Source organism: [Clostridium] clostridioforme AGR2157 (assembly GCF_000424325.1).
Classification (GTDB): Bacteria; Bacillota; Clostridia; order Lachnospirales; family Lachnospiraceae; genus Enterocloster; species Enterocloster clostridioformis_A.
Genome location: NZ_AUJR01000003.1, coordinates 113095 through 138513 on the forward strand (window position 1 = coordinate 113095; position 25419 = coordinate 138513).

At 51.3% G+C, this 25419-nt stretch carries 23 protein-coding genes; 17 read left to right on the forward strand and 6 right to left on the reverse strand.

What is annotated here, in order from left to right:
- The first annotated feature begins 10 nt into the window (after positions 1 to 10).
- The 10 genes from G614_RS0100510 (at position 11) to clpX (ending at position 14744) form a co-directional block, all read left to right on the forward strand.
- The gene (locus tag G614_RS0100510; RefSeq protein ID WP_027640352.1) at positions 11 to 1006 is read left to right on the forward strand and encodes an NAD-dependent epimerase/dehydratase family protein; all 996 of its coding nucleotides are present in this window, start codon (positions 11 to 13) and stop codon (positions 1004 to 1006) included.
- Positions 1003 to 2136, forward strand: a complete 1134-nt coding sequence (locus tag G614_RS0100515; RefSeq protein ID WP_027640353.1) for a class I SAM-dependent methyltransferase — start codon at positions 1003 to 1005, stop codon at positions 2134 to 2136. The genes G614_RS0100510 and G614_RS0100515 overlap by 4 nt, the downstream gene beginning before the upstream one ends.
- 13 nt (positions 2137 to 2149) lie before the next feature.
- On the forward strand, positions 2150 to 3103 hold the full coding sequence (locus G614_RS0100520) for an NAD-dependent epimerase/dehydratase family protein (RefSeq protein WP_027640354.1): 954 nt from the start codon (positions 2150 to 2152) through the stop codon (positions 3101 to 3103).
- A 6-nt stretch (positions 3104 to 3109) separates the two neighbouring features.
- The gene (locus G614_RS0100525; protein WP_027640355.1) at positions 3110 to 4075 is read left to right on the forward strand and encodes a glycosyltransferase family 2 protein; all 966 of its coding nucleotides are present in this window, start codon (positions 3110 to 3112) and stop codon (positions 4073 to 4075) included.
- Positions 4072 to 6300: a glycosyltransferase family 2 protein gene (locus G614_RS0100530; RefSeq protein WP_027640356.1), complete on the forward strand. Its 2229-nt coding sequence runs from the start codon at positions 4072 to 4074 to the stop codon at positions 6298 to 6300. Before G614_RS0100525 ends, G614_RS0100530 begins: the two co-directional genes overlap by 4 nt.
- Positions 6293 to 7372 carry a glycosyltransferase family 2 protein gene (locus tag G614_RS0100535; RefSeq protein ID WP_027640357.1) on the forward strand — a complete coding sequence of 360 codons (1080 nt, stop codon included), beginning with the start codon at positions 6293 to 6295 and terminating at the stop codon, positions 7370 to 7372. The genes G614_RS0100530 and G614_RS0100535 overlap by 8 nt, the downstream gene beginning before the upstream one ends.
- Before the next feature lie 110 nt (positions 7373 to 7482).
- Positions 7483 to 8901 (forward strand): undecaprenyl-phosphate glucose phosphotransferase, encoded by a 1419-nt coding sequence (locus tag G614_RS0100540; RefSeq protein WP_027640358.1) that lies wholly within the window; start codon positions 7483 to 7485, stop codon positions 8899 to 8901.
- A 130-nt stretch (positions 8902 to 9031) separates the two neighbouring features.
- Positions 9032 to 11575 carry an LCP family protein gene (locus G614_RS0100545; RefSeq protein WP_027640359.1) on the forward strand — a complete coding sequence of 848 codons (2544 nt, stop codon included), beginning with the start codon at positions 9032 to 9034 and terminating at the stop codon, positions 11573 to 11575.
- A 174-nt stretch (positions 11576 to 11749) separates the two neighbouring features.
- A complete protein-coding gene (locus G614_RS0100550; RefSeq protein WP_027640360.1) occupies positions 11750 to 13177 on the forward strand; it encodes a S1C family serine protease in 1428 nt (475 codons plus the stop codon).
- Positions 13178 to 13310: 133 nt separating this feature from the next.
- Complete coding sequence (gene clpX, locus G614_RS0100555) at positions 13311 to 14744, forward strand: ATP-dependent Clp protease ATP-binding subunit ClpX (protein WP_027640361.1); 1434 nt, start codon at positions 13311 to 13313, stop codon at positions 14742 to 14744.
- A gap of 46 nt (positions 14745 to 14790) precedes the next feature.
- Here clpX and G614_RS0100560 read toward each other — a convergent pair whose 3' ends face one another.
- On the reverse strand, positions 14791 to 16542 hold the full coding sequence (locus G614_RS0100560; RefSeq protein WP_027640362.1) for a S8 family peptidase: 1752 nt from the start codon (positions 16540 to 16542) through the stop codon (positions 14791 to 14793).
- A 118-nt stretch (positions 16543 to 16660) separates the two neighbouring features.
- Here G614_RS0100560 and G614_RS0100565 point away from each other — a divergent pair, with 118 nt between their 5' ends.
- On the forward strand, positions 16661 to 17146 hold the full coding sequence (locus G614_RS0100565) for a signal peptidase II (RefSeq protein ID WP_027640363.1): 486 nt from the start codon (positions 16661 to 16663) through the stop codon (positions 17144 to 17146).
- A gap of 88 nt (positions 17147 to 17234) precedes the next feature.
- Here the strand turns inward: G614_RS0100565 and G614_RS0100570 are convergent, their stop codons facing one another.
- Positions 17235 to 17594, reverse strand: coding sequence for a TIGR04086 family membrane protein (locus G614_RS0100570; RefSeq protein WP_022201444.1), 360 nt, complete (start codon positions 17592 to 17594; stop codon positions 17235 to 17237).
- Positions 17595 to 17764: 170 nt separating this feature from the next.
- On the opposite strand from G614_RS0100570, the gene scfA reads away from it, so the two are divergent.
- The 6 genes from scfA to G614_RS30975 all read left to right on the forward strand — a co-directional run bounded on the left by scfA (position 17765) and on the right by G614_RS30975 (position 22067).
- Complete coding sequence (gene scfA, locus G614_RS26470; RefSeq protein WP_002566540.1) at positions 17765 to 17911, forward strand: six-cysteine ranthipeptide SCIFF; 147 nt, start codon at positions 17765 to 17767, stop codon at positions 17909 to 17911.
- A gap of 123 nt (positions 17912 to 18034) precedes the next feature.
- Positions 18035 to 19435, forward strand: a complete 1401-nt coding sequence (gene scfB / locus G614_RS0100580; protein ID WP_044917258.1) for a thioether cross-link-forming SCIFF peptide maturase — start codon at positions 18035 to 18037, stop codon at positions 19433 to 19435.
- Positions 19436 to 19449: 14 nt separating this feature from the next.
- The gene (tgt, locus tag G614_RS0100585) at positions 19450 to 20610 is read left to right on the forward strand and encodes a tRNA guanosine(34) transglycosylase Tgt (RefSeq protein ID WP_027640365.1); all 1161 of its coding nucleotides are present in this window, start codon (positions 19450 to 19452) and stop codon (positions 20608 to 20610) included.
- A gap of 47 nt (positions 20611 to 20657) precedes the next feature.
- Positions 20658 to 20936, forward strand: coding sequence for a preprotein translocase subunit YajC (yajC, locus tag G614_RS0100590; protein ID WP_027640366.1), 279 nt, complete (start codon positions 20658 to 20660; stop codon positions 20934 to 20936).
- Between the two features lie 105 nt (positions 20937 to 21041).
- Positions 21042 to 21659: an HAD family hydrolase gene (locus G614_RS0100595; protein ID WP_027640367.1), complete on the forward strand. Its 618-nt coding sequence runs from the start codon at positions 21042 to 21044 to the stop codon at positions 21657 to 21659.
- Positions 21660 to 21890: 231 nt separating this feature from the next.
- Entirely contained in the window at positions 21891 to 22067 is a 177-nt protein-coding gene (locus tag G614_RS30975; RefSeq protein ID WP_155245005.1) for a hypothetical protein, read from the forward strand.
- 18 nt (positions 22068 to 22085) lie between these two features.
- Here the strand turns inward: G614_RS30975 and G614_RS0100600 are convergent, their stop codons facing one another.
- From G614_RS0100600 to G614_RS0100615, 4 genes are all read right to left on the reverse strand, one after another.
- Positions 22086 to 23126 carry a site-specific integrase gene (locus tag G614_RS0100600; RefSeq protein WP_027640368.1) on the reverse strand — a complete coding sequence of 347 codons (1041 nt, stop codon included), beginning with the start codon at positions 23124 to 23126 and terminating at the stop codon, positions 22086 to 22088.
- A 172-nt stretch (positions 23127 to 23298) separates the two neighbouring features.
- Complete coding sequence (locus tag G614_RS0100605; protein ID WP_027640369.1) at positions 23299 to 24249, reverse strand: hypothetical protein; 951 nt, start codon at positions 24247 to 24249, stop codon at positions 23299 to 23301.
- A 24-nt stretch (positions 24250 to 24273) separates the two neighbouring features.
- Positions 24274 to 24633, reverse strand: a complete 360-nt coding sequence (locus G614_RS0100610; RefSeq protein WP_027640370.1) for a hypothetical protein — start codon at positions 24631 to 24633, stop codon at positions 24274 to 24276.
- A 61-nt stretch (positions 24634 to 24694) separates the two neighbouring features.
- Positions 24695 to 25405 carry an ImmA/IrrE family metallo-endopeptidase gene (locus tag G614_RS0100615; RefSeq protein ID WP_027640371.1) on the reverse strand — a complete coding sequence of 237 codons (711 nt, stop codon included), beginning with the start codon at positions 25403 to 25405 and terminating at the stop codon, positions 24695 to 24697.
- Positions 25406 to 25419 lie beyond the last annotated feature (14 nt).

Sequence of the window (25419 nt, forward strand, 5' to 3'; positions counted from 1 at the left end):
AGTATATTTTATGCGTGTAATCGTAACAGGAGCTACCAGTTTTATCGGAAAGGCTGTTACAAAAGAACTGCTGGCAGGAGGCCATCATGTATTTGCCGTGGTGAGGCCGAACTCTCCGGGACGCGGCCAGCTTGAGATGCTTGCGTCAGAAGCTGAGGAAAAGGCAGGCCAAAAAGGGGAATGCCTTACCCTCCTGCCGCTTACCCTGAAGGATATCGGGAAGCTGGAATCATGTCCGGGATTGATCCCTTATCCCGCTGCAAAATCCCATTCTGCCCCCATAAGAAAGGCAGACCTGTGGCTTCATCTGGGCTGGGAGGGGGCCGGGAGCGCTAACCGCCAGGATCCTCATGTCCAGGCCCGAAACATCGGGTATGCCCTGGATTCCCTTCACACGGCGGCCCATCTGGGGTGCACCAGGTTCCTTTTTTGCGGGTCCCAGGCCGAGTACGGCATCGTGGACGGCGTTATGGGGGAGGAGATTTTGTGTCATCCTGTCTCTGAATACGGAAAGGACAAGCTGGAGGTATGCCGCAGGGCACGGGAAGACGCAAAGGCCCTGGGCATTGATTATATCCATGCCAGGATATTCAGCGTTTACGGTCCCGGAGACCACCCCTGGTCCCTGGTGTCCACCTGCCTGGATACCTTTCTTAAGGGAGGCAGGATGGAGCTTGGGGCCTGTACCCAGCAGTGGAATTTCCTTCATGTGAGGGATGCGGCCAGGGCCCTGACAGGGCTTCTGCTTGCCAAAGTACCGGCCGGCGTGTATAATGTGGCAGGAGAAGACACCCGCCCCCTTAAGTCGTACATTGAACAGATGCACCGGATCTGCGGGGAAAAGGGCACCTGTGAATATGGAAAACGGCCGCCCAATGCGGAGGGAGTGGTATCCCTGGTGCCGGATATCAGGAAGCTCAAGGAAGCAGCCGGATTCGCCCAGGAGATTTCGTTTGAGGATGGAATCAGGGAAATGATTGGAATATATAAGGAGAATTGTCTATGAAACGATGCATCGCCTGCGGCGCCCCTTTATGGGAGACGCCGCTGCTTACGTTAGATAATATGCCTGCCTCGGCCCAACACATGCCGGATGCACAGGGGGTAAAGGAGGACCGGGGACTGACCCTGGATTTATGCCAGTGTATGGGCTGCGGGCTGGTCCAGTTTGACTGTGAGCCGGTGGACTACTACCGGGATGTGATTCGGGCCGGCGGTTTTTCCAGGACCATGGTAGAGCTGCGCAGATACCAGTATAAGCATCTCATTGACAGCTATCATCTGGAGGGAAAGAAGTTCATCGAAGTGGGATGCGGCCAGGGAGAATTCTTAAAGGTTCTGTCAGAATTCCCGGTGGAGGTCCACGGCATAGAGCATGATCCCCATCTGGTGGAACTGGCAAGGGCCCAGGGCCTGGATGTGACTGAAGGGTTTACGGAGACAGAGGATACGCGGTTTGCGGGAGGACTGTATGACGTATTCCTGTCCTTTAATTTCCTGGAACACCAGCCGGATCCCAGCACCATGCTCCAGGCCATATACCGCAACCTGGAGGACGATGCCATGGGACTCATTACAGTCCCAAGCTTTGAATATATCATGGACCACAACAGCTATTATGAGCTGATACGGGACCATCTGGCCTACTATACCTTTGAGACCCTTACCACCCTTCTGGAGCGCAACGGTTTCCAGGTGGAGGAGTGCGAGGTCATCAACCGGGACACGCTGTCCGTTATTGTGAAAAAGCGCCCGCAGATGGATACGGAGAACCTGCTGGAGTGTTATGTGAACCTGAAGCGGGAGATGGAGTCCTACATGAAGTATCTGGATGCCTGGGATAAGAAGGTGGCCATTTGGGGAGCCAGCCACCAGGGCTTTACCCTTGCAGCCACCACCAAGCTGGGGGAAAAGGCAAGGTATATCATAGATTCCGCTCCCTTTAAGCAGGGAAAGTTTGCCCCCGCGTCCCATCTGCCCATCGTTGGCCCGGACCATTTCCATGACCATCCGGTGGATGCCATCATAATCACGGCGCCCGGGTATACGGATGAGATAGCGGCCAGCATACGCCAGAAGTTCGGGACATCCGTGGAAGTCAGGGCCATGCGTTCCAACCATCTGGAGATGGTTTAGGAGGGATGAGAAGATGCGTATAGTAATTACCGGAGCAACCGGTTTTATCGGAAGCAGTCTGGCCAGGGTGTTTCTGGAGCAGGGGGCCCATGTGTACGCCCTGGTGCGTCCGGGGTCTCTTCATCTGGACGCCCTACCGGTTCATGAGAGACTGCATACAGTGGCCTGTGACCTGGCCCATGTGCTGGAATGCGTCCCTGAGGTGGTAGAGGCAGACGGTTTTTTCCATATGGCCTGGGGCGGCGTGAACCGGGAGGAGATAGACTCGCCCGAAGTCCAGGCCCGCAATGTGGCCGGCTCCCTGGACTGTGTGGAGGCAGCGGGACGTCTGGGCTGCCGGGTGTTCATGGATGCGGGTTCCAGAGTGGAATACGGGGCCGTGGACGGAATTATGGAGGAGGAGGCGCCCTGCCGTCCCATCAATGAATACGGAAAGGCAAAATGGGAGTTTTACCAAAAGGCAGCTCCCCTTTGCAGCCGTCTGGGCCTTAACTATTACCATCTGAGATTTTTCAGCGTGTACGGCTGCGGGGATCATCCCTGGTCCATCATATCCACCCTGGTGCGGGATTTAAGGCAGGATAAGAAGGTTTCCCTGAGCGCGTGCAGGCATATGTGGAATTTTATGTATATTGAGGATGCGGTACAGGCAGTATATGAATTATACAGGCAGGCCGTAAACGAAGGGCCTGATTGGAAAAAGGACGGTCCCTGCAGTCTCATAAGCGCTATTGTCAACATAGCCAGCCAGGACACCAGGCCCCTTCGATCCTTTGTGGAGGAAATCCATGAAATCGTAGGATTTAAGGGAACGCTGGAGTATGGGACCTTTGTACAGGCCAAGGAGGGAGCCCTGTCCATCCGGCCTGACATCACCAGACTTAAGAGACTCACAGGCGGCAGGTGGGAGGAACGGTATACCTTCCGCCAAGGCATCGAAGAAACCATAGAGAAAGAAGAAGCATAGAGAGATATGAAGAAAATCAGCGTATTGATTCCCTGTTATAATGAAGCGGAAAATGTAGGCCCTATCAGCAGGGCAGTGACGGAAATCCTGGAAAAAGAGCTGCCACAGTATGACTATGAGCTGGTATTCATTGATAATGATTCCACGGATGGCACCAGGGACATCATCCGGGGCCTGTGCGCGGACAACCCGCGCATCAAGGCCATACTCAATGCCCGGAATTTCGGTCAGTTCAACTCCCCCTATTACGGCATGCTCCAGGTTACTGGAGACTGCGTTATCGAAATGGTGGCGGATTTCCAGGACCCGGTGGAAATGATTCCCAAATATATCCGCGAGTGGGAGAAGGGATATAAAATCGTCATCGGCATCAAGACAAGCAGCAAGGAAAACCGGCTGATGTACTGGCTCAGAAGCTGCTATTACAAGACCATCAAGAAATTGTCGGACGTGGAGCAGATTGAGCATTTTACCGGTTCGGGTCTCTATGACAGGGAGTTCATTGAGGTCTTACGCAACCTGGATGACCCCACGCCTTTCCTCAGGGGAATCGTGGCTGAGCTGGGATACCGCCGCAAGGAGATTCCCTATGAGCAGCCGCGCCGCAGGGCGGGCAAGACCCATAATAACCTCTATCGTCTGTACGATGCCGCCATGCTCAGCGTTACTTCCTATACAAAGGCAGGTCTGCGTCTGGCTACGATTTTCGGCAGCATATGCGCCGTTGTCAGCATGCTCATCGCCCTGGTCTACCTGGTAATGAAGCTGATTTGGTGGGACCGTTTCCCGGCAGGCATGGCGCCCATGCTTATCGGAATGCTGTTTTTGGGGTCGGTACAGCTGTTCTTCATCGGTTTTCTGGGAGAGTATATCATGAGCATTAACCAGCGGGTGATGAAGCGGCCCCTGGTCATTGAGGAAGAGCGTATTAATTTTAACGAGGAAGAGAAAAAGGGCGGTAATGAAGCATGAAATATAAGATAGACGTGGTACGCATCCGGGAGAATTCCATTACCCTTAACGGATGGGCTATAGGTAAATCCCCTGACAGCAAGGCCACCTTCCGGGTGGAGGATGAGAAGCGCCAGCCGGTAAAATTCAAGCATGTAAATACACGCAGGGATGATGTGAGCCAGATATATTTTAAGAAGGTCCATGACCGGGAATTTGGATTTGACATCCAGTTTCCCTATGAGCGGGGGAAGGATTATTACCTGCTGATCCGCTGCGAGGGACGCCAGGCAAAAATCAAGTATAATGAGGAGCTGATTGCAAAGCGGGCCAGCGTGGCCCACAAGCGTATGGAGAAGCTTAAGGACCTGATGAACATGGAGACAGTCCATGTGGCCATGGACTTTTGGAAGGAACATGGCCTTAAGGCTCTTGTGGTCAAGTCAAAGCACAAGCTGCAGGGAATTGACAATGATTATGATTACAGCGAGTGGTATGAGCTGACCAAACCAACGGAAGAGGAGCTGGCGGAGCAGAGAAAGCATTTATTTGACTTTGAGCCCATGCTGTCCGTTGTGATTCCCGCCTATAAGACCCCGGAGCGCTATCTCAGGGAAATGCTGGACTCTATCATGGAACAGACCTATACAAACTGGGAGATATGCGTTGCGGACGGAAGCCCCAGGGGAGAGGGACTGGAGCGTGTGCTTAAGAAGTACGCGGACCGTGACCGGCGTGTGCGCTATGAGATTCTGGGCAGCAACCGCGGAATCTCAGGCAATACCAATGCAGCCCTGGATATGGCCAGGGGAGACTTTGTCATCCTGGCTGACCATGACGATACACTTCCTCCCAATGCTTTTTATGAGGTGGTGAAGGCAATCAATGAAAATCCGGACTGCCAGGTCATTTATTCCGATGAAGATAAACTGGACATGGATGGAAAGGCTCTGTTCGACCCTCATTTCAAACCGGATTTCAACCCGGATTTGCTGACCAGCGTCAATTATATATGCCATCTGTTCATCATAAGGCAGGATTTGTTAAAGCAGGTGGGCGGATTCCGCCAGGAGTTTGACGGCGCCCAGGATTATGATTTCATTTTCCGGTGTACGGAGGCGGCAAAGAGAGTATACCATATTCCCAAGGTCCTCTATCACTGGCGCTGCCATCAGAATTCCACGGCCAGCAACCCGGAGAGCAAGATGTATGCCTTTGAGGCCGGCTCCAGAGCTATCATGGCCCACTATGAGCGGATGGGAATTCCGGCGGTGAAGGTGGAGAAGGGCGTGGATTACGGCATTTACCATACCACGTTTGAGATACAGGGTGAACCTCTGGTGTCTGTCATCATCCCCAATAAGGACCACAGCCAGGATCTGGATGTGTGCGTGCGCTCCCTGATGGAGAAATCGTCGTACCGGAACCTGGAATTCATTGTCGTGGAAAATAACAGTTCCCAGAAGGATACCTTTGCCTACTACGATAAGATGCAGGCGGAGCACAGCAATTTCCGGGTGGTCACCTGGAAGCAGGGCTTCAACTATTCTGCCATCAATAATTATGGAGCTTCCTTTGCAAAGGGTGAATACCTGCTGCTGCTCAACAATGATACGGAGCTGATTGACGAGGACAGTATAAAAGAAATGCTGGGATTCTGTCAGAGGGAGGATGTGGGCATTGCAGGCTCCAGGCTTCTCTATGGGGATGACACCATACAGCATGCCGGAGTGGTCATAGGCTTTGGCGGCATTGCCGGCCATACATTCATCGGCCTTCACAAGGCGGAGAACAGCTATTTCCACAGGGCCATGTGCGCCCAGGACTACAGCGCCGTCACAGCAGCCTGCCTCATGACAAAGAAATCCGTCTTTGACCAGGTGGGCGGTTTGAGCCCGGAGCTGGCAGTGGCCTTTAATGACATTGATTACTGCATGAAAGTACGCGCCCTGGGGAAACTGGTAGTGTATGCGCCTTATTCATGCTTTTACCATTATGAATCCAAGTCCAGAGGACTGGAGGATACGCCTGAAAAGATAGCCCGTTTTAACCGGGAGGTGGCCATCTTCATACGGAAGTGGCCGGATATCATTCAAAATGGCGACCCCTACTACAACCCCAACCTGACTCTGCGCAAATCTAACTTTGCGCTCAGGGACCTTCTGAAGGAAAAAATAGGTGAGCCTTATGACCTTAAGGTTTACCAACAGTTTGCGCCGGAGGACGATACGAAAGCACATGAGTGACCATAGAAATGATTATGAAGCGGGACGCGGTAATGAAACAGGACGCGGTAATGAAGCGGGACGCGGTAATGAAACAGGACGCAGGGCAGGCAGGCACAGCAAAGTGACCATCGTCATACCGAATTATAACGGTCTTAAATTTATGGAGCCCTGTTTTAAAGCCCTTAATATGCAGATTTGCCGGGATTTTGACATCCTGGTGGTGGACAACGGTTCCACGGACGGAAGTGTGGAGTGGCTGAAGGAGCACGGGATTCCGTCCATTTTCCTGCCTGAGAACACCGGGTTCTCCGGCGCGGTGAACGTGGGCCTTAAGGCGGCGTCAACTCCCTATGTGATTCTGCTCAACAATGACACGGAGCCGGACTTCCGCTATGTGGGAGAAATGATCAAGGCCATTGAGTGCTCCCCAAAGATATTTTCCGTCAGCTGCAAGATGATCCAGCTCTGCCATAAAGAGCTGATGGACGATGCCGGGGATATGTACAGTCTTTTGGGCTGGGCATACCAGAGGGGGGTGGGCCGCTCCTGTGCAAAATATAACAGGGCCTGCCGCATCTTCTCAGCCTGCGCCGGGGCAGCCATCTACCGCCGTGAGGTGTTTGATGAAATCGGATACTTTGACGAGATGCATTTTGCGTACCTGGAGGACCTGGACGTTGGTTACAGGGCCAGGATTGCGGGATATGACAACATTTACTGTCCCACGGCCATTGTCTATCATGTGGGAAGCGGCACCAGCGGTTCCAAGTACAATCCCTTCAAGGTAAAGCTGGCTGCCAGGAATAATATTTATCTGAATTATAAGAACATGCCCCTTTTGCAGCTGGCGGTGAATCTGCTTCCGATTCTCCTGGGAATGGGACTCAAATACATGTTTTTTAAGAAAAAGGGATTTGGAAGGGATTATGCGGCTGGTGTGAGGGAAGGCCTGACAACCGCTAAAAGGTGCCGGAAGGTGCCTTACAGCAGGGAACGGCTTAAAAATTATCTGACCATTGAGTGGGAATTGATTACAGGGACCTTTATCTATGTTTATGAGTTTGCCGCAAGGCAGATTGCTAAATTATGAACTTTTTCGAAATTAAGAGAAAAGTTATAGAATAATGACGGCTTATCATGTATAATAACAACGATATTTACGGTAAGAAGGGATTCCCTGAGAAACCAAGGTGAAATACAATGATAAAAGATAACCAGAAAAGGCTGAACCGCATGCATGTCCTGCTGGATATACTGGTCACTGTGGTGGCCTACGCTCTGGCATGGTTCATTGTCATCAGCGGAAAGGTACTGCCTATAGATGAGGGCGTGCTAAAGCCCCAGGTATATTTTATGGCGCTCATCTTTATCGTGCCCATATACCTGATTCTATATGCCAGTTTCCATCTGTATGTGCCCAAACGGATTCAGGGGCGGCGTTCAGAACTGGCGAATATCTGTAAGGCCAATGTCATCGGCCTCATGCTCTTTACGTTCGTGCTTTTTGGTCTGCGAAGGTTCGTAAGCCATCTGAGCTATTTCTCCACAAAGATGATTCTGGCATTCTTTGCGGCCAATATCATCCTGCTGGAAGCAGAGCGGATTTCAATACGTATCTTCCTGCGCTCCCTGCGGACCAACGGCTATAATCAGAAGCATGTGCTCCTCATTGGCTACAGCCGGGCGGCCGAAGGGTTCATCGACAGGGTCAGCGTCAATCCGGAATGGGGTTACCATGTCCAGGGAATCCTGGACGACCACCGGCCGGCCGGCTTTGCATATAAAAAGGTACAGGTACTGGGACCCACCAATCATCTGGAGGACTTCCTGGCATCCAATACGCTGGACGAAATAGCCATAACCCTGAGCATCAAAGAGTACTCTAATTTGGAACAGATTGTGGCGGCCTGCGAGAAATCAGGCGTGCATACAAAGTTCATACCGGATTATAATAACATAATACCGACGATTCCCTATATGGAAGACCTTCAGGGACTTCCGGTAATCCATATCCGCCATGTGCCCCTTACCGGGGTGTTTAATGCCACCATGAAGCGGATAGTGGACCTTGCCGGCGCTCTGTTTGGTCTGATTGTATTTTCGCCTCTCATGCTGGTCACGGCTCTGCTTATCAAAATCACTTCGCCCGGACCCGTACTTTTCAGCCAGGAGAGGATAGGGCTGCACAACCGTCCCTTTAAGATGTACAAGTTCCGCTCCATGGAGGTCCAGGACCCAGGCAGGGAACGCAGCCAGTGGACAACGCCCCATGACCCCAGGGTAACGCCTGTGGGACGTTTCATACGCAAGACAAGCATTGACGAGATGCCCCAGTTTTTTAATGTCCTCATAGGCGACATGAGTCTGGTGGGGCCCAGGCCGGAACGGCCGCTGTTTGTGGAAAAATTCAAAGAAGAGATACCGCGGTATATGATTAAGCACCAGGTACGCCCGGGGCTCACGGGCTGGGCCCAGGTCAATGGCTACCGTGGGGATACATCGATTACCAAGAGGATTGAACATGACCTGTATTACATTGAGAACTGGAGCCTGGGTTTTGACTTCAAGATAATGTTTCTCACTGTTTTCAAGGGATTTATTAATAAAAATGCATATTGATATGCATGACGTTTGCGTTAAGAATGCTCCTGTGCTTTAGCCGTGCCCGGATACAGTCTGCGGGTCAGAGGAGCGGGGCTGCTTATATGTGTTTAGCGCCTGGTTTACGTGATGGAATGAGGATGGACGAATGAATCGTGAGTTTGACAATGGATTTGATGAGGAAGAAGAGAGATTAAGAGGCCGCAGCAGAAAGCGCGATCTAAGCGCCGGTGCCGGGGCTGATTCAGATACAATGCCGCGCGGGCGTACCAGAAGCAGCGGGCAGGAGATAAATGGAGCCGGCCAGGAGGGCCGCGCAGGTTCACGCGGGGGGGCCAGGCAGGGGACACCGGTTCCTGCTGACAGGGCGCCAGGCAGGAGGGCTTCGGATGGCCGCAGTTCAGGCCCGGCTGCCGGGCCCAGGTCCGATGCCGGTTCCGGCCCACGTCCGCGCTATGCCGGAGAGGGAGCCGCGGAGCGCACCCCAGGCATATCAGGAAAGAGCAAAACCCGCAGTGCCTATGCCGGTGAGAAGATGCCGGAACGCCCTGTAAGCGGTGAGGGAAAGGCAGGCCAGCGTCCGCGGTTTGCGGGAGAAAAAGCGGCGGGTCGGCCCGGGTATGCAGCCGGCGGGTCCGGGGAGCGCCCTGGATATGCGGGCACGGGCGGCAAGAGCGAAGCGCGTCCGGGATACACAGGCACGGGCGGCGGGTCCGGGGAGCGCCCTGGATATGCGGGCACAGGCGGCAAGAGCGGAGCGCGTCCGGGATACACAGGCGGCAAGTCCGGGGACCGTCCCAGATTCACAGGGGACCGGCCTGACGGAAGGCCGGGAATCTCAGGAAGCAGGCAGGGGGAACGGCCCAGGTACACAGGCGAAGGAAAAGGTGCCAGGCCGGCAGCCGGGAATTTGGGGGCTGGTGAGACTGGCGGCCGCACATACAGCCGGTCCTATGCCGGGGCGGAAGAACTTGGCGTCGTTAAGGGCAGAGACTCGTCCCTTGGAAGGAACGGGGGCGGAGCAGGCGGCCGCAGGGCAGCCAGGGAAGCGGCAGCAGCGGACCCGGCTGCGGCAGAGGTTAAGCACCGCCGTAAGATGATAATTGTATTCATCATACTGGAAATCATATTCCTTCTGGGAACCGGGCTCTACAGGTATGCGCAGAATAAGATGAGCCTGATTCAGCCAAGCCCGTTTAAACCGCATCAGGTGACGAACCCTAATATCTCAAACCGAAAGGTAGAGGAGATGGAGGGGTACTGGACCATTGCCCTCTTTGGTGTGGACAGCCGAAACAACTCGGTTGGAAAAGGCAATAATGCCGATGTCATCATCATATGCAACATTGACCAGGGCAGCGGCGAAATTAAGCTTGTCAGCGTGTTCAGGGATACTTATCTCAGTGTAAGTGATAACGGGCTGTACAATAAGATTAATCAGGCTTATTTCCTGGGCGGTCCTGAACAGGCAGTGGAGGCACTGAACAGAAACCTGGACCTCCAGATAGATGATTTTGCCACATTTAACTGGAAGGCAGTGGTGGATGCCGTCAATATTCTCGGCGGAGTGGATGTGGAGCTGAGCAAGGCGGAGTTTTATTATATCAATGCCTATATTACTGAGACTGTGGAGGCTACAGGCGTAGGATCCTATCAGCTGAAACAGGCAGGTCTCAACCATCTGGACGGTGTCCAGGCAGTTGCGTACGCAAGGCTTCGTAAGATGGATACGGACTTTGCCAGGACAGAGCGCCAGCGGGAAATCATTGACCTCTGCTTCCAGAAGCTTAAGAAATCCGATTTTGCGGTAGTGAACAATGTCATGGAGGCAGTGTTCCCCCAGATTCTTTCCAGTGTCACGATTGATGATATTATACCGGCAGCCAAAAATCTGACCAAGTATGCCATAGCGGATACCATGGGATTCCCGGCGGCCAGAAGTGACGCTAATATGGGCAAGAAGGGAGCCTGTGTCATTCCACAGACACTGGAGAGCAATGTAACCCTTCTCCACCAGTTCCTGTTTGGGGATGAAAATTACCAGCCCAGTGACATGGTAAAGAAAATCAGTGCCAAGATATCAGCGGATACGGGCATGTACAACGAGGCTAAGCCAATCGACCGTGTGGGAACAGACGGCGGGTATATCCCCAAGCCCACGCAGGCGACCAAGGCCACGGAAGAGACAAAAGAAAATGAGTCTGAGAGCAGCACGTCCGAGACAGATGAGTCCATCATTGACGGCGAAACGGATTTAGAATTAGAGACCGACGAGTTCGGCAATGAACTGGATCCGCCTGAGGATGAGAACGATATATTCGGACGGCCGGGAGAAAGCAGCGGATCCGGTACCGTTTATCCCGGAAGGCCGGGAGAGAGCAGCTCAGGCAGCATATTCCCGGGGGCCGAGACATCAGAGGGCGACCAGACAACCGGGCCAGGCGCAATCACCTATCCGGGCCAGGACCCCACCAGGAGAACCAGCGCCGCTTATCCGGGAGCTGCCAAGGGAACCACGGCTGCGTATCCCGGAAGCCAGGGTACATCCGCGGCCTATCCGGGCAGCACCAGGGGGAGTACGGCAGCTTATCCGGGCAGCACCAGGGGGAGTACGGCAGCTTATCCGGGCGGCTCGTCCGATGAATACGTGCCGGAGGGACCGGGTTCTGTCATCATTGGGCCGGGAAATTAATGCAAGGATGATTCATATAAAAATGCGAATATAAAGGCTGAAAGTGCCGGCAGGGATTTATCATTTCCTGCCGGCTCTTTTTAGTCTTATATAAGAAAATGGTCACACATTTATCACAAATCGCTGCTAAACTGTGTACAGAATCGGGAGATTACGTGAGAAAGGGGAATTATAATGTACGACAACGACCAGAACTACGGGTGGAAGTCTTATGATAACCAGAGCTATGACAGCATGCAGTATGGCAAAGATCCATATGGGCGCCGTCCCCAGCCGGAGGATATGCCTCCAAAGAAGAAAAAAGGCGGCATCTTAAAAAAGGCAGCCCTGATTACGGCAGGAGCCCTTCTATTTGGCACTGTCTCAGGGGCGACCATGGTGGGAGTCAATGTGGCCGCATCCAGATTCATGGGAAACAGCGCGGCGGCGTCGGCTGAACCGGAAAAGAAGGAAGAGATATCAAAGGCCCAGACAGAAAGCCAGGGCAGCGGCCAGGATAACGGCCAGGGCAGCGCCCCCCAGGGAGACAGCGGATACCAGCAGGGCCAGAGGAATAATGGAAAGGCAGTGGCGGATGTTTCCGATATCGTGGAACAGGCCATGCCCACGGTGGTGGCAATCACCAGCACAGCGGTATACCAGAGCAATAATTTCGGATACGGCTGGTTCTTTAGAGGCGGCCCTCAGACCTATGAGGTGCCCAGCAGCGGTTCAGGCATCATTGTGGGTGAGAACGACAAGGAACTTCTCATCGTGACCAACAACCATGTGGTGGAGGATTCCACCTCCCTGAAGGTGGCCTTTATTGACAGTGAGGTGGTGGACGCGGCCATCAAGGGAACGGACGCAGAGACGGACCTGGCAGTCATAGCAGTGCCTCTGGAGCAGATTAAGGACGACACCAAGAGCAAGATTAAGGTGGCCAGGCTGGGAAACTCCGATGACCTGAAGGTGGGACAGGGCGTCATTGCCATCGGCAATGCGCTGGGCTACGGCCAGTCCGTGACAGTGGGGTATGTAAGCGCCCTCAACCGGGAAGTCAGGGTATCAAGCACCAGCACCAGGGAACTTCTGCAGACAGATGCAGCCATCAATCCCGGCAACAGCGGAGGCGCCCTTCTCAATATGAAGGGAGAGGTTATTGGCATCAATGCTGCCAAATATTCCTCCACCGAGGTGGAGGGAATCGGCTATGCCATTCCCATATCCAAGGCAGAGGACATCATGAACCAGCTCATGAACCGCAAGACCATGAATCCGGTGGAGGAGGCCAGGAGAGGCTATCTGGGCATACAGGGAACCAGCGTGGACGAGGAGTCCGCGGCGGCCTTCGGAATGCCAAGAGGCGTGTATGTATATAAGATACTGGAGGAAGGAGCCGCGGCCAAGTCAGACCTGAGGGAAAAGGACATCATCACCAAGGTGGACGGCCAGAGCGTCCGGAACATGACGGATTTGCAGGAGCTTCTGGCCTGCTACGAGACGGGAGAGAAGATTGATCTGACGGTACAGACCCAGAAGGACGGGGAATATCAGGAAAGGACAGTCACCATCACACTGAAAGCCATGCCCCAGGAGAATACGGAAACCAAAGCCCAATAACTTAAATTTTTCAAAATAATATGAAATGAAAATGCTTCCTCTTGTTTGGGGAAGCATTTTGTTATATACTTTACGTTAAGCGGCGGGACGATGGTACGGCCCGGTACGCCCTTTAACAGAGAGGAGAACTGACTTGGAAGAGAAAGATTATAACCAGGATTTGGAGGCATCCGGCCATGGTGAAGATAAAGAAAAACAAAAGGAAGAGGACCGCTATGAAAAGGTGTGTTACATGTGCCGGCGGCCTGAGAGCAAGGCCGGCCCCATGATATCCATGCCCGGCGGCATGAATCTCTGCCATGACTGTATGCAGAAGGCATTTGATTCCGTGACAAAGGGGGGCATGGATTTTTCCGAACTGCCCAATATGCCCTACATGAACATGAACCTCAATGACCTGAACATGACGCCTCCCGCAGTGGAAATTCCCAAAAAGCAGAAAATCAAGAAAAAGGCTAAGGAACAGCCGGTACTGACCATGAAGGACATACCGGCGCCCCATGTCATCAAGGCAAAGCTGGATGAATATGTAATCGGCCAGGAAAAAGCCAAGAAGGTGATGGCAGTGGCTGTATATAACCATTATAAAAGGGCATTTCTGGACCAGCCGTCCAAGGACGAGGCCGGGGAGGATACCGGAAGAGATAAGAGTATTGTCATTGAAAAGTCCAACATACTGATGATTGGTCCCACGGGAAGCGGAAAGACCTATCTGGTTAAGACGCTGGCCAGACTTCTGGATGTGCCGCTGGCCATTGCCGACGCCACCTCTCTGACAGAGGCGGGTTATATCGGTGACGATATAGAGAGCGTGGTATCTAAGCTTCTGGCTGCTGCGGATAACGATGTGGAGCGGGCTCAGAAGGGAATCATATTCATTGATGAGATTGACAAGATTGCCAAGAAGAAACAGACCAATACCAGGGATGTCAGCGGCGAATCCGTACAGCAGGAGCTTCTCAAGCTGCTGGAGGGAAGCACTGTGGAGGTGCCGGTAGGCTCCAACCAGAAGAACGCCATGACGCCCATGGCAACGGTGAATACGGATAATATCCTGTTCATCTGCGGCGGCGCCTTCCCTGACCTGGAGGAAATCATTAAGGAACGACTGATGAAGAAAACCACCATGGGCTTTGGCTCCATCCTGAAGGATACATATGATAAGGACCCGGATATCCTGGGCCAGGTGACCAATGAGGATCTGCGGACCTTTGGGATGATTCCCGAGTTCCTGGGAAGGCTTCCAGTGACAGTGACCCTTCAGGGGCTTACGGAGGATATGATGGTGCGTATCCTGAAAGAGCCCAGGAATGCCATCACCAAACAGTACGAACGGCTGCTGGAGATGGATGAGGTACGGCTGGTCTTTGAGGATGAAGCCCTTAAGTGGATTGCCGGTGAGGCCATCAAGAGAGGGACCGGGGCCAGGGCCCTGAGGGCTATCCTGGAGGAATTCATGCTGGATATCATGTATGAGATTCCCAAGGACCCCAATATCGGCTCCGTGGTTGTCACCCGTCCCTATCTGGAAAAAAGCGGCGGACCATTGATACAGATGCGGGGATGATTCATGCTTTGATGAGCGGTGCATCCATATCCCGACACGCCGTGAATCACTCTCTGATTCGGCGGAACGTTTCGTATAAATCCAGTGCTCCATAGCCCCATTCTTCATTTGGGTAGCGGAGTGCTGGATTTCTTTTTGCGCCCCGGATTAAATAGGATTTAACGGATGCCTGGCTCATGGTAATCTGGTTGCCTTGCACGATTCCCCACCCATAGAGACTGGCCACAGCGCCGGCCACATGGGCGGCCGCCACCGAGGTGCCGCTGCGGGTGGTCATGGAGACAGAGCCGCTGCTCCTGCGTCCCACCGAAGGCCCCATCACATTGACGCCGGGAGCTGCCAGCTCCGGTTTTACGATGCCGGAGGGAGTGAACCCGCGGCTGGAGTGGATGTAGATGCTGTTGTTCAGATGGTTGTAGGCCCCCACTGTAATGGGCGCGCCCGTATTGCCGGGCATGGTAATGGTGGTATCGGGAGTGGGACTCAGAAATACGGTTTCATCCGATATCAGTCCCTCGGAGGGCAGCCATATGTTAAATTCACCTGTAAAATACTGGGTATTATAAACCCGCACCCTCCATATCCCGGTCACAGGATTTTCAAAACGCATGAATATCAGCTGTTTTCCGGCGCCGGATTCAATGAGCTGGTAATTGACCGTAATGACCGTTGGTTCCAAAAGAAAAGGGATAGAGGTCTCGTTCCTGGCTATAATAGGAATACGGGAGATTATCTCACCGCTGGGTGAGACGAAGCCCACAGAATAGGTATCGGCAGTGGAAGCCCAGAGCTCCAGGGAAAAGCCGCGGCTGGATTCTTCCGGTCCCACCCGGATTTCCACATCATTCCACTCCTGTCCGGACGGAATGGTGCCGAAATAATGATGGGCCCGGCCTGTCTCATTGCCTGCCGCAATGACCGCTGCACGGCCCAGGAAACGGCTGGCATCCTGCACAACGCTGCTTAAGGGCGAGGTGCCCTCATGGCTTCCCAGATTGGATCCAAGGGCGATGAGGATGATTAGGGGGCGGCCCAGGCGGAACGCAGCCACCCGCAGGTATTTTATTCCCATCATGATGTCATTTTCCTGGTAGGCATCGGCGCCCTCGCTGACAAGGTAGAATTCCCGCAGGTAGCGTTTGGCCTGTTTCAGTTTGACCACTATGAGCTCGCACTCCGGAGCCGCGCCCGTGAAGTCCTGTTCCGGCAGGGAGCCGCCGGCGGCAATTCCGGCCAGGAAGGTGCCGTGGCCATTGGTGTCCGTGGAGGGCACCAGGTCAAGGGGGCTGTCGGAGGCAAGGGCCTGGTTGATCTGCTCCCTGGTAAATTCAGTGCCATAAGAGGCGCCGCTGAGTTCATAATAGTCTGGCACGCCGGGAGGAATGACATCCGCTCCCGCGGGGATGCTCTGATCCCACAGACCGGCAATTCTGGTGGAGCCGTCCGGATAGCGGAATAAGGGGTTGGTATAGTCAATGCCGGTATCCACGATACCGATGAGGGTCCCGCGCCCCCTGTTTCCCAGGGCAGGCGCGGCAAAGGTTGTGAGTATGCCGGATGCCTCCATGCTGGAACTGTCCAGAAGGGAAAAAAGTCCGGGTACAGTATAGTAGCTGTATCGGGCCAGGGAAATGGGGGTTACGGTATCCAGAGGAGTGTAGATGATATTGTATTCATCGTTCACATAATCCATACAGGGAATATCGGCCGGATTGCCGCCAATCTGCTGCTGGCTTCCAATTCTGTATATGAAATCAGCAATATTCTCGTCGGCGGAATTAAATGGGCATTCTGCCATGGCACACCTCGGGCAGGATATTTGTTATAGTATATGCTTGAATTCAGAAACCTTTCACTGGACGGAGGTGTGAAACCATAGTAAAATGAAATAAAAGGGTGGAAAGGAAGACGAATCTATGATTTACGGCTGGATAATAGGCGGGCTGGCTGCCCTGGACCTGGGGGTCAAGAGTGTGGTGGAGGGCCAGGAGGACGACACATTCCCAAGGGAACTGCCGTCTGCCAAAGGATTTATAAAGCTTCATAAAAACCATAACAGCGGTTTTCCGTTTGGATTCATGAAGGAAAGACCGGAATTGGTAAAGGGGATTCCGCTTATGGTGATATCTGCCATGGTCGGAGCCCTGGCAGCCATGATGCCGGATAAGGGCAAGACCGGGGAGAAGCTGGGCCTGTCCCTTGTGATGGGAGGCGCCCTCAGCAACCTGTACGACCGCGTGGTGCGCGGGTATGTGGTGGACTATTTCACTATTGAATGGAAATCACTTAAGAAGGTAGTGTTCAATCTGGGCGACATGTTCGTGTTTCTGGGAAGCGCTGTCTTTGTGCTGACACAGGCTGTCAAGAGCCTGGAGGAGGCGGGGGTGAAGAAGAAAAAGTAAGGCCGGCGGCAAGCCGTCAGACGGAAAAAAGAGAGAATGCCCGGGTTCCATGGCCATGACTGGAAACCGGCATTCTCTCTTTGGAGCCTTAACTGAGCATCCCCCCTATGGTTCCTCCCAGTGCGCATATGCCCATGACGGTGACGGAGCGTTCCATATCAATGGCAGACCCCATGTTCATGGCCCAGGACACAGCAAAAAGTACCAGGAAGTACAGAAGACCTGACAGCAGACCCCAGAAGAACCGGCGCTGCCGGATGCGTTTGCCTGCCAGGAAACCGCCGGATAAACAGGTCAGTAAATATACGGCATACACCATCAGGTTCACCTGTCCCTCTTTCAGGCGCAGCTTATAGAGGGCAAATGCGAGGGCAGCCAGAAGGATTCCTGACAGCACATAGGAGATTAGCAGGGAGCGGAGCATGGGCTTTACAATACCATTTTCCATATATTGTTCTCCTTTTGAAAGAATCTATGTTGCAGTATATTCCCGGGGGAGCCTTTAATATGACAAACCTTTGAAAATACCGTTGCAAGGGACTTTAACCTGTGTTATAATTTCAAGGAATTATATTTTCAAACAATTAATAATATTAAATGAATAGGAGGTGCCGTAGTATGAAGCACGTTAAAACATTGAATACCAATACCTTAAAGGACACAATGAAGAAGGGCGGATGCGGCGAGTGCCAGACTTCCTGCCAGTCAGCCTGCAAGACATCCTGTACAGTAGGAAACCAGAGCTGCGAGAACGCTAACCGCTAATCGCCGGTCAGAAGAGATACATACAGGAAATTGGTCGTAAGCCCCTATGGTCGATGGGATTATAGGGGCTTTACCATGCACAGGATTTGGGGCCTTTGGCCCTTGGAAAGAGAGAGTAGATTCGTGATTCATCAGTATATAAATAATGGTTATCATATTGTCCTGGATGTCAACAGCGGCTCCGTCCATGTGGTGGACCCGGTCGTCTACGACGCCGTGCAGCTGGTTTCGCAGCGGATTCCGGAGATGGAAGCGCCGGCTGCCCTGCCTTCAGAAGTGAAGGAAGAGGTAAGGGTCTGTCTTAAGGACAGATACAGCCAGGAGGATATTGAGGAGGCACTGGAGGAAATTGGGCAGCTGATTGAAGCAGAGCAGCTCCTTACCAAGGATATTTACAGGGATTTTGTGGTAGACTTTAAGAAGAGGAAGACGGTTGTGAAGGCGCTGTGCCTGCACATTGCCCATGACTGCAATCTGGCCTGCCGTTACTGCTTTGCAGAGGAAGGCGAGTACCATGGCCGCCGCGCTCTCATGAGCTATGAGGTGGGAAAGAAGGCACTGGACTTCCTTATCGCCAATTCCGGAAACAGGGAACACCTGGAGGTGGACTTCTTTGGCGGCGAGCCCCTGATGAACTGGGATGTGGTGAAGCGGCTGGTGGAATACGGCCGTTCCCAGGAAGAAGCCCGCCACAAGAAATTCCGTTTCACCCTGACAACCAACGGAGTTCTGCTAAATGACGAGGTGATGGAATTTTGCAACCGTGAAATGAGCAATGTGGTGCTGAGCCTGGACGGACGAAAGGATGTCAACGATAGGATGCGCCCATTCCGTAACGGCAGCGGCAGCTATGATCTGATTGTCCCCAAGTTCCGGAAGTTTGCGAACAGCAGGAAGCAGATGAATTATTATGTCCGCGGTACATTTACCAGAAACAATCTGGACTTTGCGGACGACGTGCTCCACTATGCGGACTTGGGATTTGAGCAGATGTCCATGGAGCCGGTGGTGGCTGACCCGGCAGAGGATTACGCCATCAGGGAGGAGGACATCCCGGCTATCTTAAAGGAGTACGACCGCCTGGCTTTAGAGTATATCAAGCGGAAAAAGGAGGGAAGAGGATTCAGCTTCTTCCATTTTATGCTGGACTTAAAGGCGGGGCCCTGCGTGGCAAAGCGCATGGCAGGCTGCGGTTCCGGCACCGAGTATCTGGCAGTGACCCCGTGGGGCGACCTCTATCCCTGTCATCAGTTTGTGGGCAATGAGAAATTCCTTATGGGCAATGTGGACACAGGCGTTGTGAACACGGATATCAGGGACGAGTTCAAGACCTGCAATGTATACGCCAAGCCGGGGTGCAAGGACTGCTTTGCCAGGTTCTACTGCAGCGGCGGCTGTTCTGCCAACGCGTATAATTTCAGCGGCTCCATCAACGGGTCATATGACATTGGCTGTGAGATGCAGAAGAAGCGGATTGAGTGCGCCATCATGATTAAAGCTGCCCTGGCAGACGATGAGGAATAATTGAGGCATATCATATGAAATATCAAGTCATAACAAAGGACGGGCGTGCGAAGCGCGCCCGCATGGAAACAGTACACGGCACCGTGGAGACGCCTGTGTTTATGAATGTGGGAACAGTGGGCGCCATCAAAGGAGCTGTTTCAACGGATGACCTTCGGGGAATCGGCACCCAGGTGGAGCTGTCCAATACCTATCATCTCCATGTGCGCACCGGTGACAAGCTCATAAGGGAATTTGGCGGGCTTCACAGGTTTATGAACTGGGACCGCCCTATCCTTACGGATTCCGGCGGGTTCCAGGTGTTTTCCCTGGCAGGACTGCGCAAGATTAAGGAAGAAGGGGTTTACTTTAGTTCCCATATCGACGGCCACAAGATATTCATGGGGCCTGAGGAGAGCATGCAGATTCAGTCCAATCTTGGCTCCACCATTGCCATGGCGTTTGATGAATGTCCTCCCAGCCATGCAAGCGACGACTACATCCGGCATTCAGTGGAGCGAACCACCCGCTGGCTGGCGCGCTGCAAGACCGAGATGGAGCGCCTTAACTCCCTGCCGGATACGGTGAACCGGGAGCAGCTGCTGTTCGGCATCAACCAGGGCGGCGTGGTGGACGAGATACGCATGGAACATGCAAGGACCATACGGGACATGGACTTAGACGGATATGCGGTGGGCGGACTGGCAGTGGGAGAGAGCCACGAGGAGATGTACCATATCCTGGACGTGACAGTGCCCTGCCTGCCTGAGGACAAGCCTGTATACCTTATGGGCGTGGGAACCCCGGCCAACATCCTGGAAGCAGTGGACCGGGGCGTGGACTTTTTTGACTGCGTATATCCATCCAGGAACGGACGCCACGGCCATGTGTACACCAACCAGGGTAAGCTGAACCTGTTTAACCAGAAATACGAGCTGGATTCCCGCCCCATAGAAGAGGGATGCGGCTGTCCTGCCTGCCGTTCCTACAGCAGGGCCTATATCCGCCATCTGCTGAAGGCAAAAGAAATGCTTGGAATGAGATTATGTACCTTGCATAATTTGTATTTTTATAATACAATGATGAAAGAGATTCGCGACGCCATCGAGGAACACCGCTATGCTGAGTATAAAGCGGCCAAGCTTGCCTGTATGGAAGGTTCCAGCCGTGCGAACAGTACGGCGTCTGATGAATAAGAAACTACTGCGGCGAGGCGGCGGTAGGTGTGAAGGAGGAAAATGGAATGACAAGTGGTCCGATGTTCTGGGTTCTCTATATTGTTCTTCTGGGAGGTATGTTATATTTCATGGCAATCCGTCCTCAGAAGAAGGAGAGGCAAAGACAAAAGGAATTGTTGGAAAGCGTTGCAGTTGGTGATACCATTCTCACCAGCAGCGGATTCTATGGCGTTATCATCGACATGACAGATGATACAGTCATTGTGGAATTCGGTAACAATAAGAACTGCCGTATTCCCATGCAGAAGGCTGCCATTATTCAGGTTGAAAAACCGGAAGCCTAAGAGACATGAAACCCGGGGCCTTGTCCCGGGTTTTTGAATATGGCAGGATGTTCCCTTCGGAGGTTTGAAAGCGATAATATATATAAAAGAGAGCAGGAGGATAGGATGATTAAGAACATTGTTTTTGATATGGGAAATGTCCTGGTGGACTACACGGCGGACAGAGTGTGCAGGCATTTCATAGAGGACCAGGAGACCCGGAAAAAGGTCAGCACCGCTATATTCGTATCACCTGAGTGGATTCTGCTGGACATGGGAGTCATACCGGAGGATATGGCCTTAAAAAAGATGCAGGCCCGCCTGGACACAGAGGAGGAGCGCAGTCTGGCAGCCCTGTGCTTTAACCGCTGGCATGAGTTCAACATGTATAAAAAGGAAGGAATGGAGGATGTGGTCAGGTGGCTTAAGTCCATGGGCTATGGCATCTATCTGTGCTCCAATGCATCCGTCCGCCTTTTGAGCTGCTATAAGGACGTGCTGCCCGCGGTGGACTGTTTTGACGGTATCCTGTTCTCGGCCGATGTCCTGTGTCTGAAGCCCCAGAAGGAGATATACGGCCATCTCTTTGAGCGGTTCCATCTGAAGCCTGAAGAATGCTTTTTTGTGGATGACCTGGAGCTTAACATAGAGGGCGCGCGCCGCTGCGGGATGGACGGATATTGTTTTGACGATGGAAATGTGGAGAAATTGAGGAAAGTCCTGGCAGGACTGAACCAGAGATAAAGAAAGTCAAAAAATATGGAATACATAGAAAAAGCTCCGTACCAGGCGGTACGGAGCAATTTTCTTTAGGATTTTCGGATTTTCAAAAAGGGTTGAAGGATAGTTGTTAAACATTCGTGCATTTCTTATGTACTTAGTATAGCATGCAATACTCCGGAATGTTTGAATGTTCTTTGAATAGATTATTAAGAAAATCTTAAAATTGATAATCCCCACCCCCTGGTCAAAGCCATGGGAACGAATAAGGAAGCAAGGGAAAAAACAGAAGACTGGAAAAAACAGGCTTCGGGGGATGAAAGAAAAATGAAATGGAATCGTAAACTGAAAATGGGTATGAAAAATGGAAGTAATGGGGCTCGAACCCATAGTAAAACCTTTATTTTACAGGGGATTGCGGGCCGCGTGTGATACTTCGTGTGATACATTCTATTTTGAGAGACCGGACACCTTGATAAAGTGCCTGTTGATTTTCTTTGTCTGGCGAACTGTTTCCAGGTCAATGACATCCCTATAAACCGTTTTCATGACATTATCAGTGGCCCATCCACCGCGTTGGAGAATATATTGGTCAGGGACCCCGATAGCGTGCATGATGCTGGCAGCATAATGGCGCAGATCGTGAAATCTGAATTTTGGCAATCCTGTTGATTTGATGGCTCGTTCAAACCGGTGGGTTATCTGGTCTGGAGTAGCCTTCACAATGCGGCCTTCTATACCCCTCATCCTCTCTATCACAAAACCCGGAAATTCTACCTGACGGTAGCTGCCGAAGGTCTTGGGCGGTTTGATATGCCACATCTTGTCAGGCCCCATAACCACACTCTTGTTTACATCAATCACGTTTCCATGTATGTCGTCACTATCCAATGCGCATATTTCTCCTCTGCGCAATGGACCAAAAGCAGCCAGGAAAATGGCTATCTCAAGTTCCTTCCCCTCAACATGCTGTAGCAGGGTCTTTATGTCCTGGTCCGATGGCGTGTACAACGCAGGCCGTTTCTTGGCAGGCAGGGTGGTCTTAATATGAAAATCAGGATGGAACATCTCTAATGTGCCCGATACAAGCCCGTGTGCATTCCTCACGCTCTTGGGGCCTACCTTAGCAGAGATATCACTTATCCATACTTGAAGGGCTGTATTGGTTAGGTTATTCAGTTTAATGCGTCCCAATTCATACGGCTTGATGTAATTACGCTGTACAGCCTCATAGCCCCTTATGGTGCTGGGAGACAGAACCCCTCTTTTGGCGTCTATATAACGCGTGACGGCTTCATACAGGGTGATGTTCTCCGCAGTCATGCCTGCTTTGCCTGCGGCCCATTGGGCGGCCAGAAACTTGGCCTCCTTCTTCGTAGGGGCTGTGAAAGATTTGTAATGCTTCTTGCCGTCAACGTCTGTATAGTCATATACCTGGATGCGGATATTGCCTGACGGTAATTTGTTTTTAGTTTTTTTCTGCTGTGCCATGGTATCATTCCTCCTAAAAAATGGGTAAAATAAATACGCCCCTTGCCAGAACACTCCAGGAATGATATAATCCAAGTGTCTATGTTTGGATTATCTTCCGGGGGTAGCCTGGTAAGAGAAAATCTATGTGAAAAGCTTCTGTGTTCCCGCACAGGGGCTTTTTGCTTACTATTTATTTAAAAGAAATAGTTATAGGTGTGGTGTCTTCAATGGTATCCCATCCATCGGTATAAAAAATATGAAATGACGTTTCAATGTTCTTAAATTCCGTAATTTTGTTTTCCTCAAGTTGACTGCTTAAAAAACTCATTGCGCTAATCCGCTTTTTCCCGGAGGCTACTTCGGCGGACATGGAAGAATCAATCATGAAACCATTTACAGAAGTATCTCTAACTTGAACTGTAATGCCCTTGTCTGAATTATTTTCAATATATGTTATGAATTGCGGCCCAAAGATTGAATCATCAGTCAAAAGACCTTTTGATATAATTTTAATGCCATTATTGTTATAAAGGACCTCTCCGCTGTCATCGTATACTTGCTGGTATCCATCGCCGACACTAGTAGTCAACTTTATCGGTTCAGTGTCTACATAGGACTCCCAGGAATCACTTTCAAATATATGTAAGGAGAACTCAATATCCGCAATAGTATCTATCCCACATTTTTCTAAATCACTGTTGGATATGACCATACCATCATTTGCTTTTTTACCTGCAGCAACATCACATGACATCTGCAAATCTATCATATATCCATTAACAGAACTATTCCGAGGTTGGATAGTGAGATTCTTATCGCTATTATTTTCGACAAGTAGCGTTATTTCAGGCCCCCAAAAACCATCCATCTTAAGTCCGGTCGCAGTGACAATGATATTATCTTGGTTATAGATTTCTTTTTCTTCCAGCGTGACTTCATCAGATGGTGCTTCTGCATTAGTTTCTTCCGCTGGAGTATCATCAGCACTCGTTTCCTTCGTATCATTCTTCGCTTCTGATTTGGTGTCTTCGCTTTTTTGTGACACGGAGACCGGTTGGGTTGGCGCCTCAGATGTTCCGGAACTGCAGGCTGATAATATAATGCTAGTGGTTAGTAAGGTTGCCAGAAAAAGTTTTTTCATTTGTAAATCCTCCTCAATATGATCCTAATTAGCCGGCTTGTTCTCTTTTTTCATTTTTGCAAATCCGACATATGATAAAATCATCTGTATGACTACAAACATGAAATAAACCGGGAATAATACTAAAGCAACAGTATACAGTATGGCACCCGTTAATGCGAAGCCTCGCTTTCTCATGAATAACCCCAGGGCATTAAAGATTACAGCGAGTGCTGTGAATACAAGATGGGGCATCACTATTGCAGTGGCCAAACCGGAACCAATCTGTTCGGCGGTAGACGCTCCGCTCCCGGCAGCACCTGACCAGTATGTGGCCGAATATATCAGGTATAGTACACCTAATATAAATGAGATAAGTAGACACTTGCTTAATTTCTGTTTCATACACATTCCTCCTAAGTTAACGGCTAAGCCGAATTTTATTAAAAAGCCATGGGCTATTTAATCATAAATCATTCCCGTAAAACCATTTGTTTTCTGCAAGGCCAAAGCCACGGTCTCCATGCCATCTGCTTATTAATCTCATAAAATCAGAACGTTCATTCAATTCAGAATGGTCATCTTCATCCTCTTCAGTATAACACCCCCTGGCTGGTTGTACAATCCCTTCCATGAGCGGAATAATATTTGTCTCTGGAAAGAAAATATGCTCCAGCTGTAATTCTGGTTCTGTGGGCTTTCTGGTTGCACTGTATGAGATGTTGCGGAACCATTCCTTGTAGGACATCAATGCTCTGTTAGATGCCTGATAGGACAGACCAAATTTGTCATGTATCTGGATTGCGTCATGGCATTTATATTTGTGAATAAGAATACGTGGCGCTAAAAAATGGCTGGCGAAATAATTTGTTTCGTCATCATTTTCTTTGGTATCACCAACATGTTTTAATAATATGTGTCCAACCTCATGCATTAGCGTGAAACGTTGCCTGCATATATACGAGAAGGCATCATTATAATAGATTTTCCCTTTGAGTTTAAATGCATCGTCGCTTACCCTATAACACTCTTTTTCCTTTTTGGCAGAAAGTTCGGAATACTTATACAAAGGGATTTTTAATTTTTTAATAACATCAATGCAATCAATGGGAAACTCTTTTATTTCGCAGGTTTCGTATACATCCAAAATAATACGAAAAATCTCGCGTCGTTCCAAACAAAATCACTCCT

What these genes read in the sequence shown, in the direction of transcription:
- G614_RS0100605 (WP_027640369.1), bottom strand. Translation starts at nt 24,249, where the DNA reads ATGAAAAAACTTTTTCTGGCAACCTTACTAACCACTAGCATTATATTA.
- G614_RS0100565 (WP_027640363.1), top strand. Translation starts at nt 16,661, where the DNA reads ATGATTTACGGCTGGATAATAGGCGGGCTGGCTGCCCTGGACCTGGGG.
- G614_RS0100570 (WP_022201444.1), bottom strand. Translation starts at nt 17,594, where the DNA reads ATGGAAAATGGTATTGTAAAGCCCATGCTCCGCTCCCTGCTAATCTCC.
- G614_RS0100610 (WP_027640370.1), bottom strand. Translation starts at nt 24,633, where the DNA reads ATGAAACAGAAATTAAGCAAGTGTCTACTTATCTCATTTATATTAGGT.
- G614_RS0100520 (WP_027640354.1), top strand. Translation starts at nt 2,150, where the DNA reads ATGCGTATAGTAATTACCGGAGCAACCGGTTTTATCGGAAGCAGTCTG.
- G614_RS30975 (WP_155245005.1), top strand. Translation starts at nt 21,891, where the DNA reads ATGGGAACGAATAAGGAAGCAAGGGAAAAAACAGAAGACTGGAAAAAA.
- G614_RS0100535 (WP_027640357.1), top strand. Translation starts at nt 6,293, where the DNA reads ATGAGTGACCATAGAAATGATTATGAAGCGGGACGCGGTAATGAAACA.
- G614_RS0100530 (WP_027640356.1), top strand. Translation starts at nt 4,072, where the DNA reads ATGAAATATAAGATAGACGTGGTACGCATCCGGGAGAATTCCATTACC.
- G614_RS0100525 (WP_027640355.1), top strand. Translation starts at nt 3,110, where the DNA reads ATGAAGAAAATCAGCGTATTGATTCCCTGTTATAATGAAGCGGAAAAT.
- yajC (WP_027640366.1), top strand. Translation starts at nt 20,658, where the DNA reads ATGACAAGTGGTCCGATGTTCTGGGTTCTCTATATTGTTCTTCTGGGA.
- scfA (WP_002566540.1), top strand. Translation starts at nt 17,765, where the DNA reads ATGAAGCACGTTAAAACATTGAATACCAATACCTTAAAGGACACAATG.
- G614_RS0100550 (WP_027640360.1), top strand. Translation starts at nt 11,750, where the DNA reads ATGTACGACAACGACCAGAACTACGGGTGGAAGTCTTATGATAACCAG.
- G614_RS0100545 (WP_027640359.1), top strand. Translation starts at nt 9,032, where the DNA reads ATGAATCGTGAGTTTGACAATGGATTTGATGAGGAAGAAGAGAGATTA.
- G614_RS0100600 (WP_027640368.1), bottom strand. Translation starts at nt 23,126, where the DNA reads ATGGCACAGCAGAAAAAAACTAAAAACAAATTACCGTCAGGCAATATC.
- G614_RS0100510 (WP_027640352.1), top strand. Translation starts at nt 11, where the DNA reads ATGCGTGTAATCGTAACAGGAGCTACCAGTTTTATCGGAAAGGCTGTT.
- G614_RS0100560 (WP_027640362.1), bottom strand. Translation starts at nt 16,542, where the DNA reads ATGGCAGAATGCCCATTTAATTCCGCCGACGAGAATATTGCTGATTTC.
- G614_RS0100540 (WP_027640358.1), top strand. Translation starts at nt 7,483, where the DNA reads ATGATAAAAGATAACCAGAAAAGGCTGAACCGCATGCATGTCCTGCTG.
- tgt (WP_027640365.1), top strand. Translation starts at nt 19,450, where the DNA reads ATGAAATATCAAGTCATAACAAAGGACGGGCGTGCGAAGCGCGCCCGC.
- G614_RS0100515 (WP_027640353.1), top strand. Translation starts at nt 1,003, where the DNA reads ATGAAACGATGCATCGCCTGCGGCGCCCCTTTATGGGAGACGCCGCTG.
- G614_RS0100595 (WP_027640367.1), top strand. Translation starts at nt 21,042, where the DNA reads ATGATTAAGAACATTGTTTTTGATATGGGAAATGTCCTGGTGGACTAC.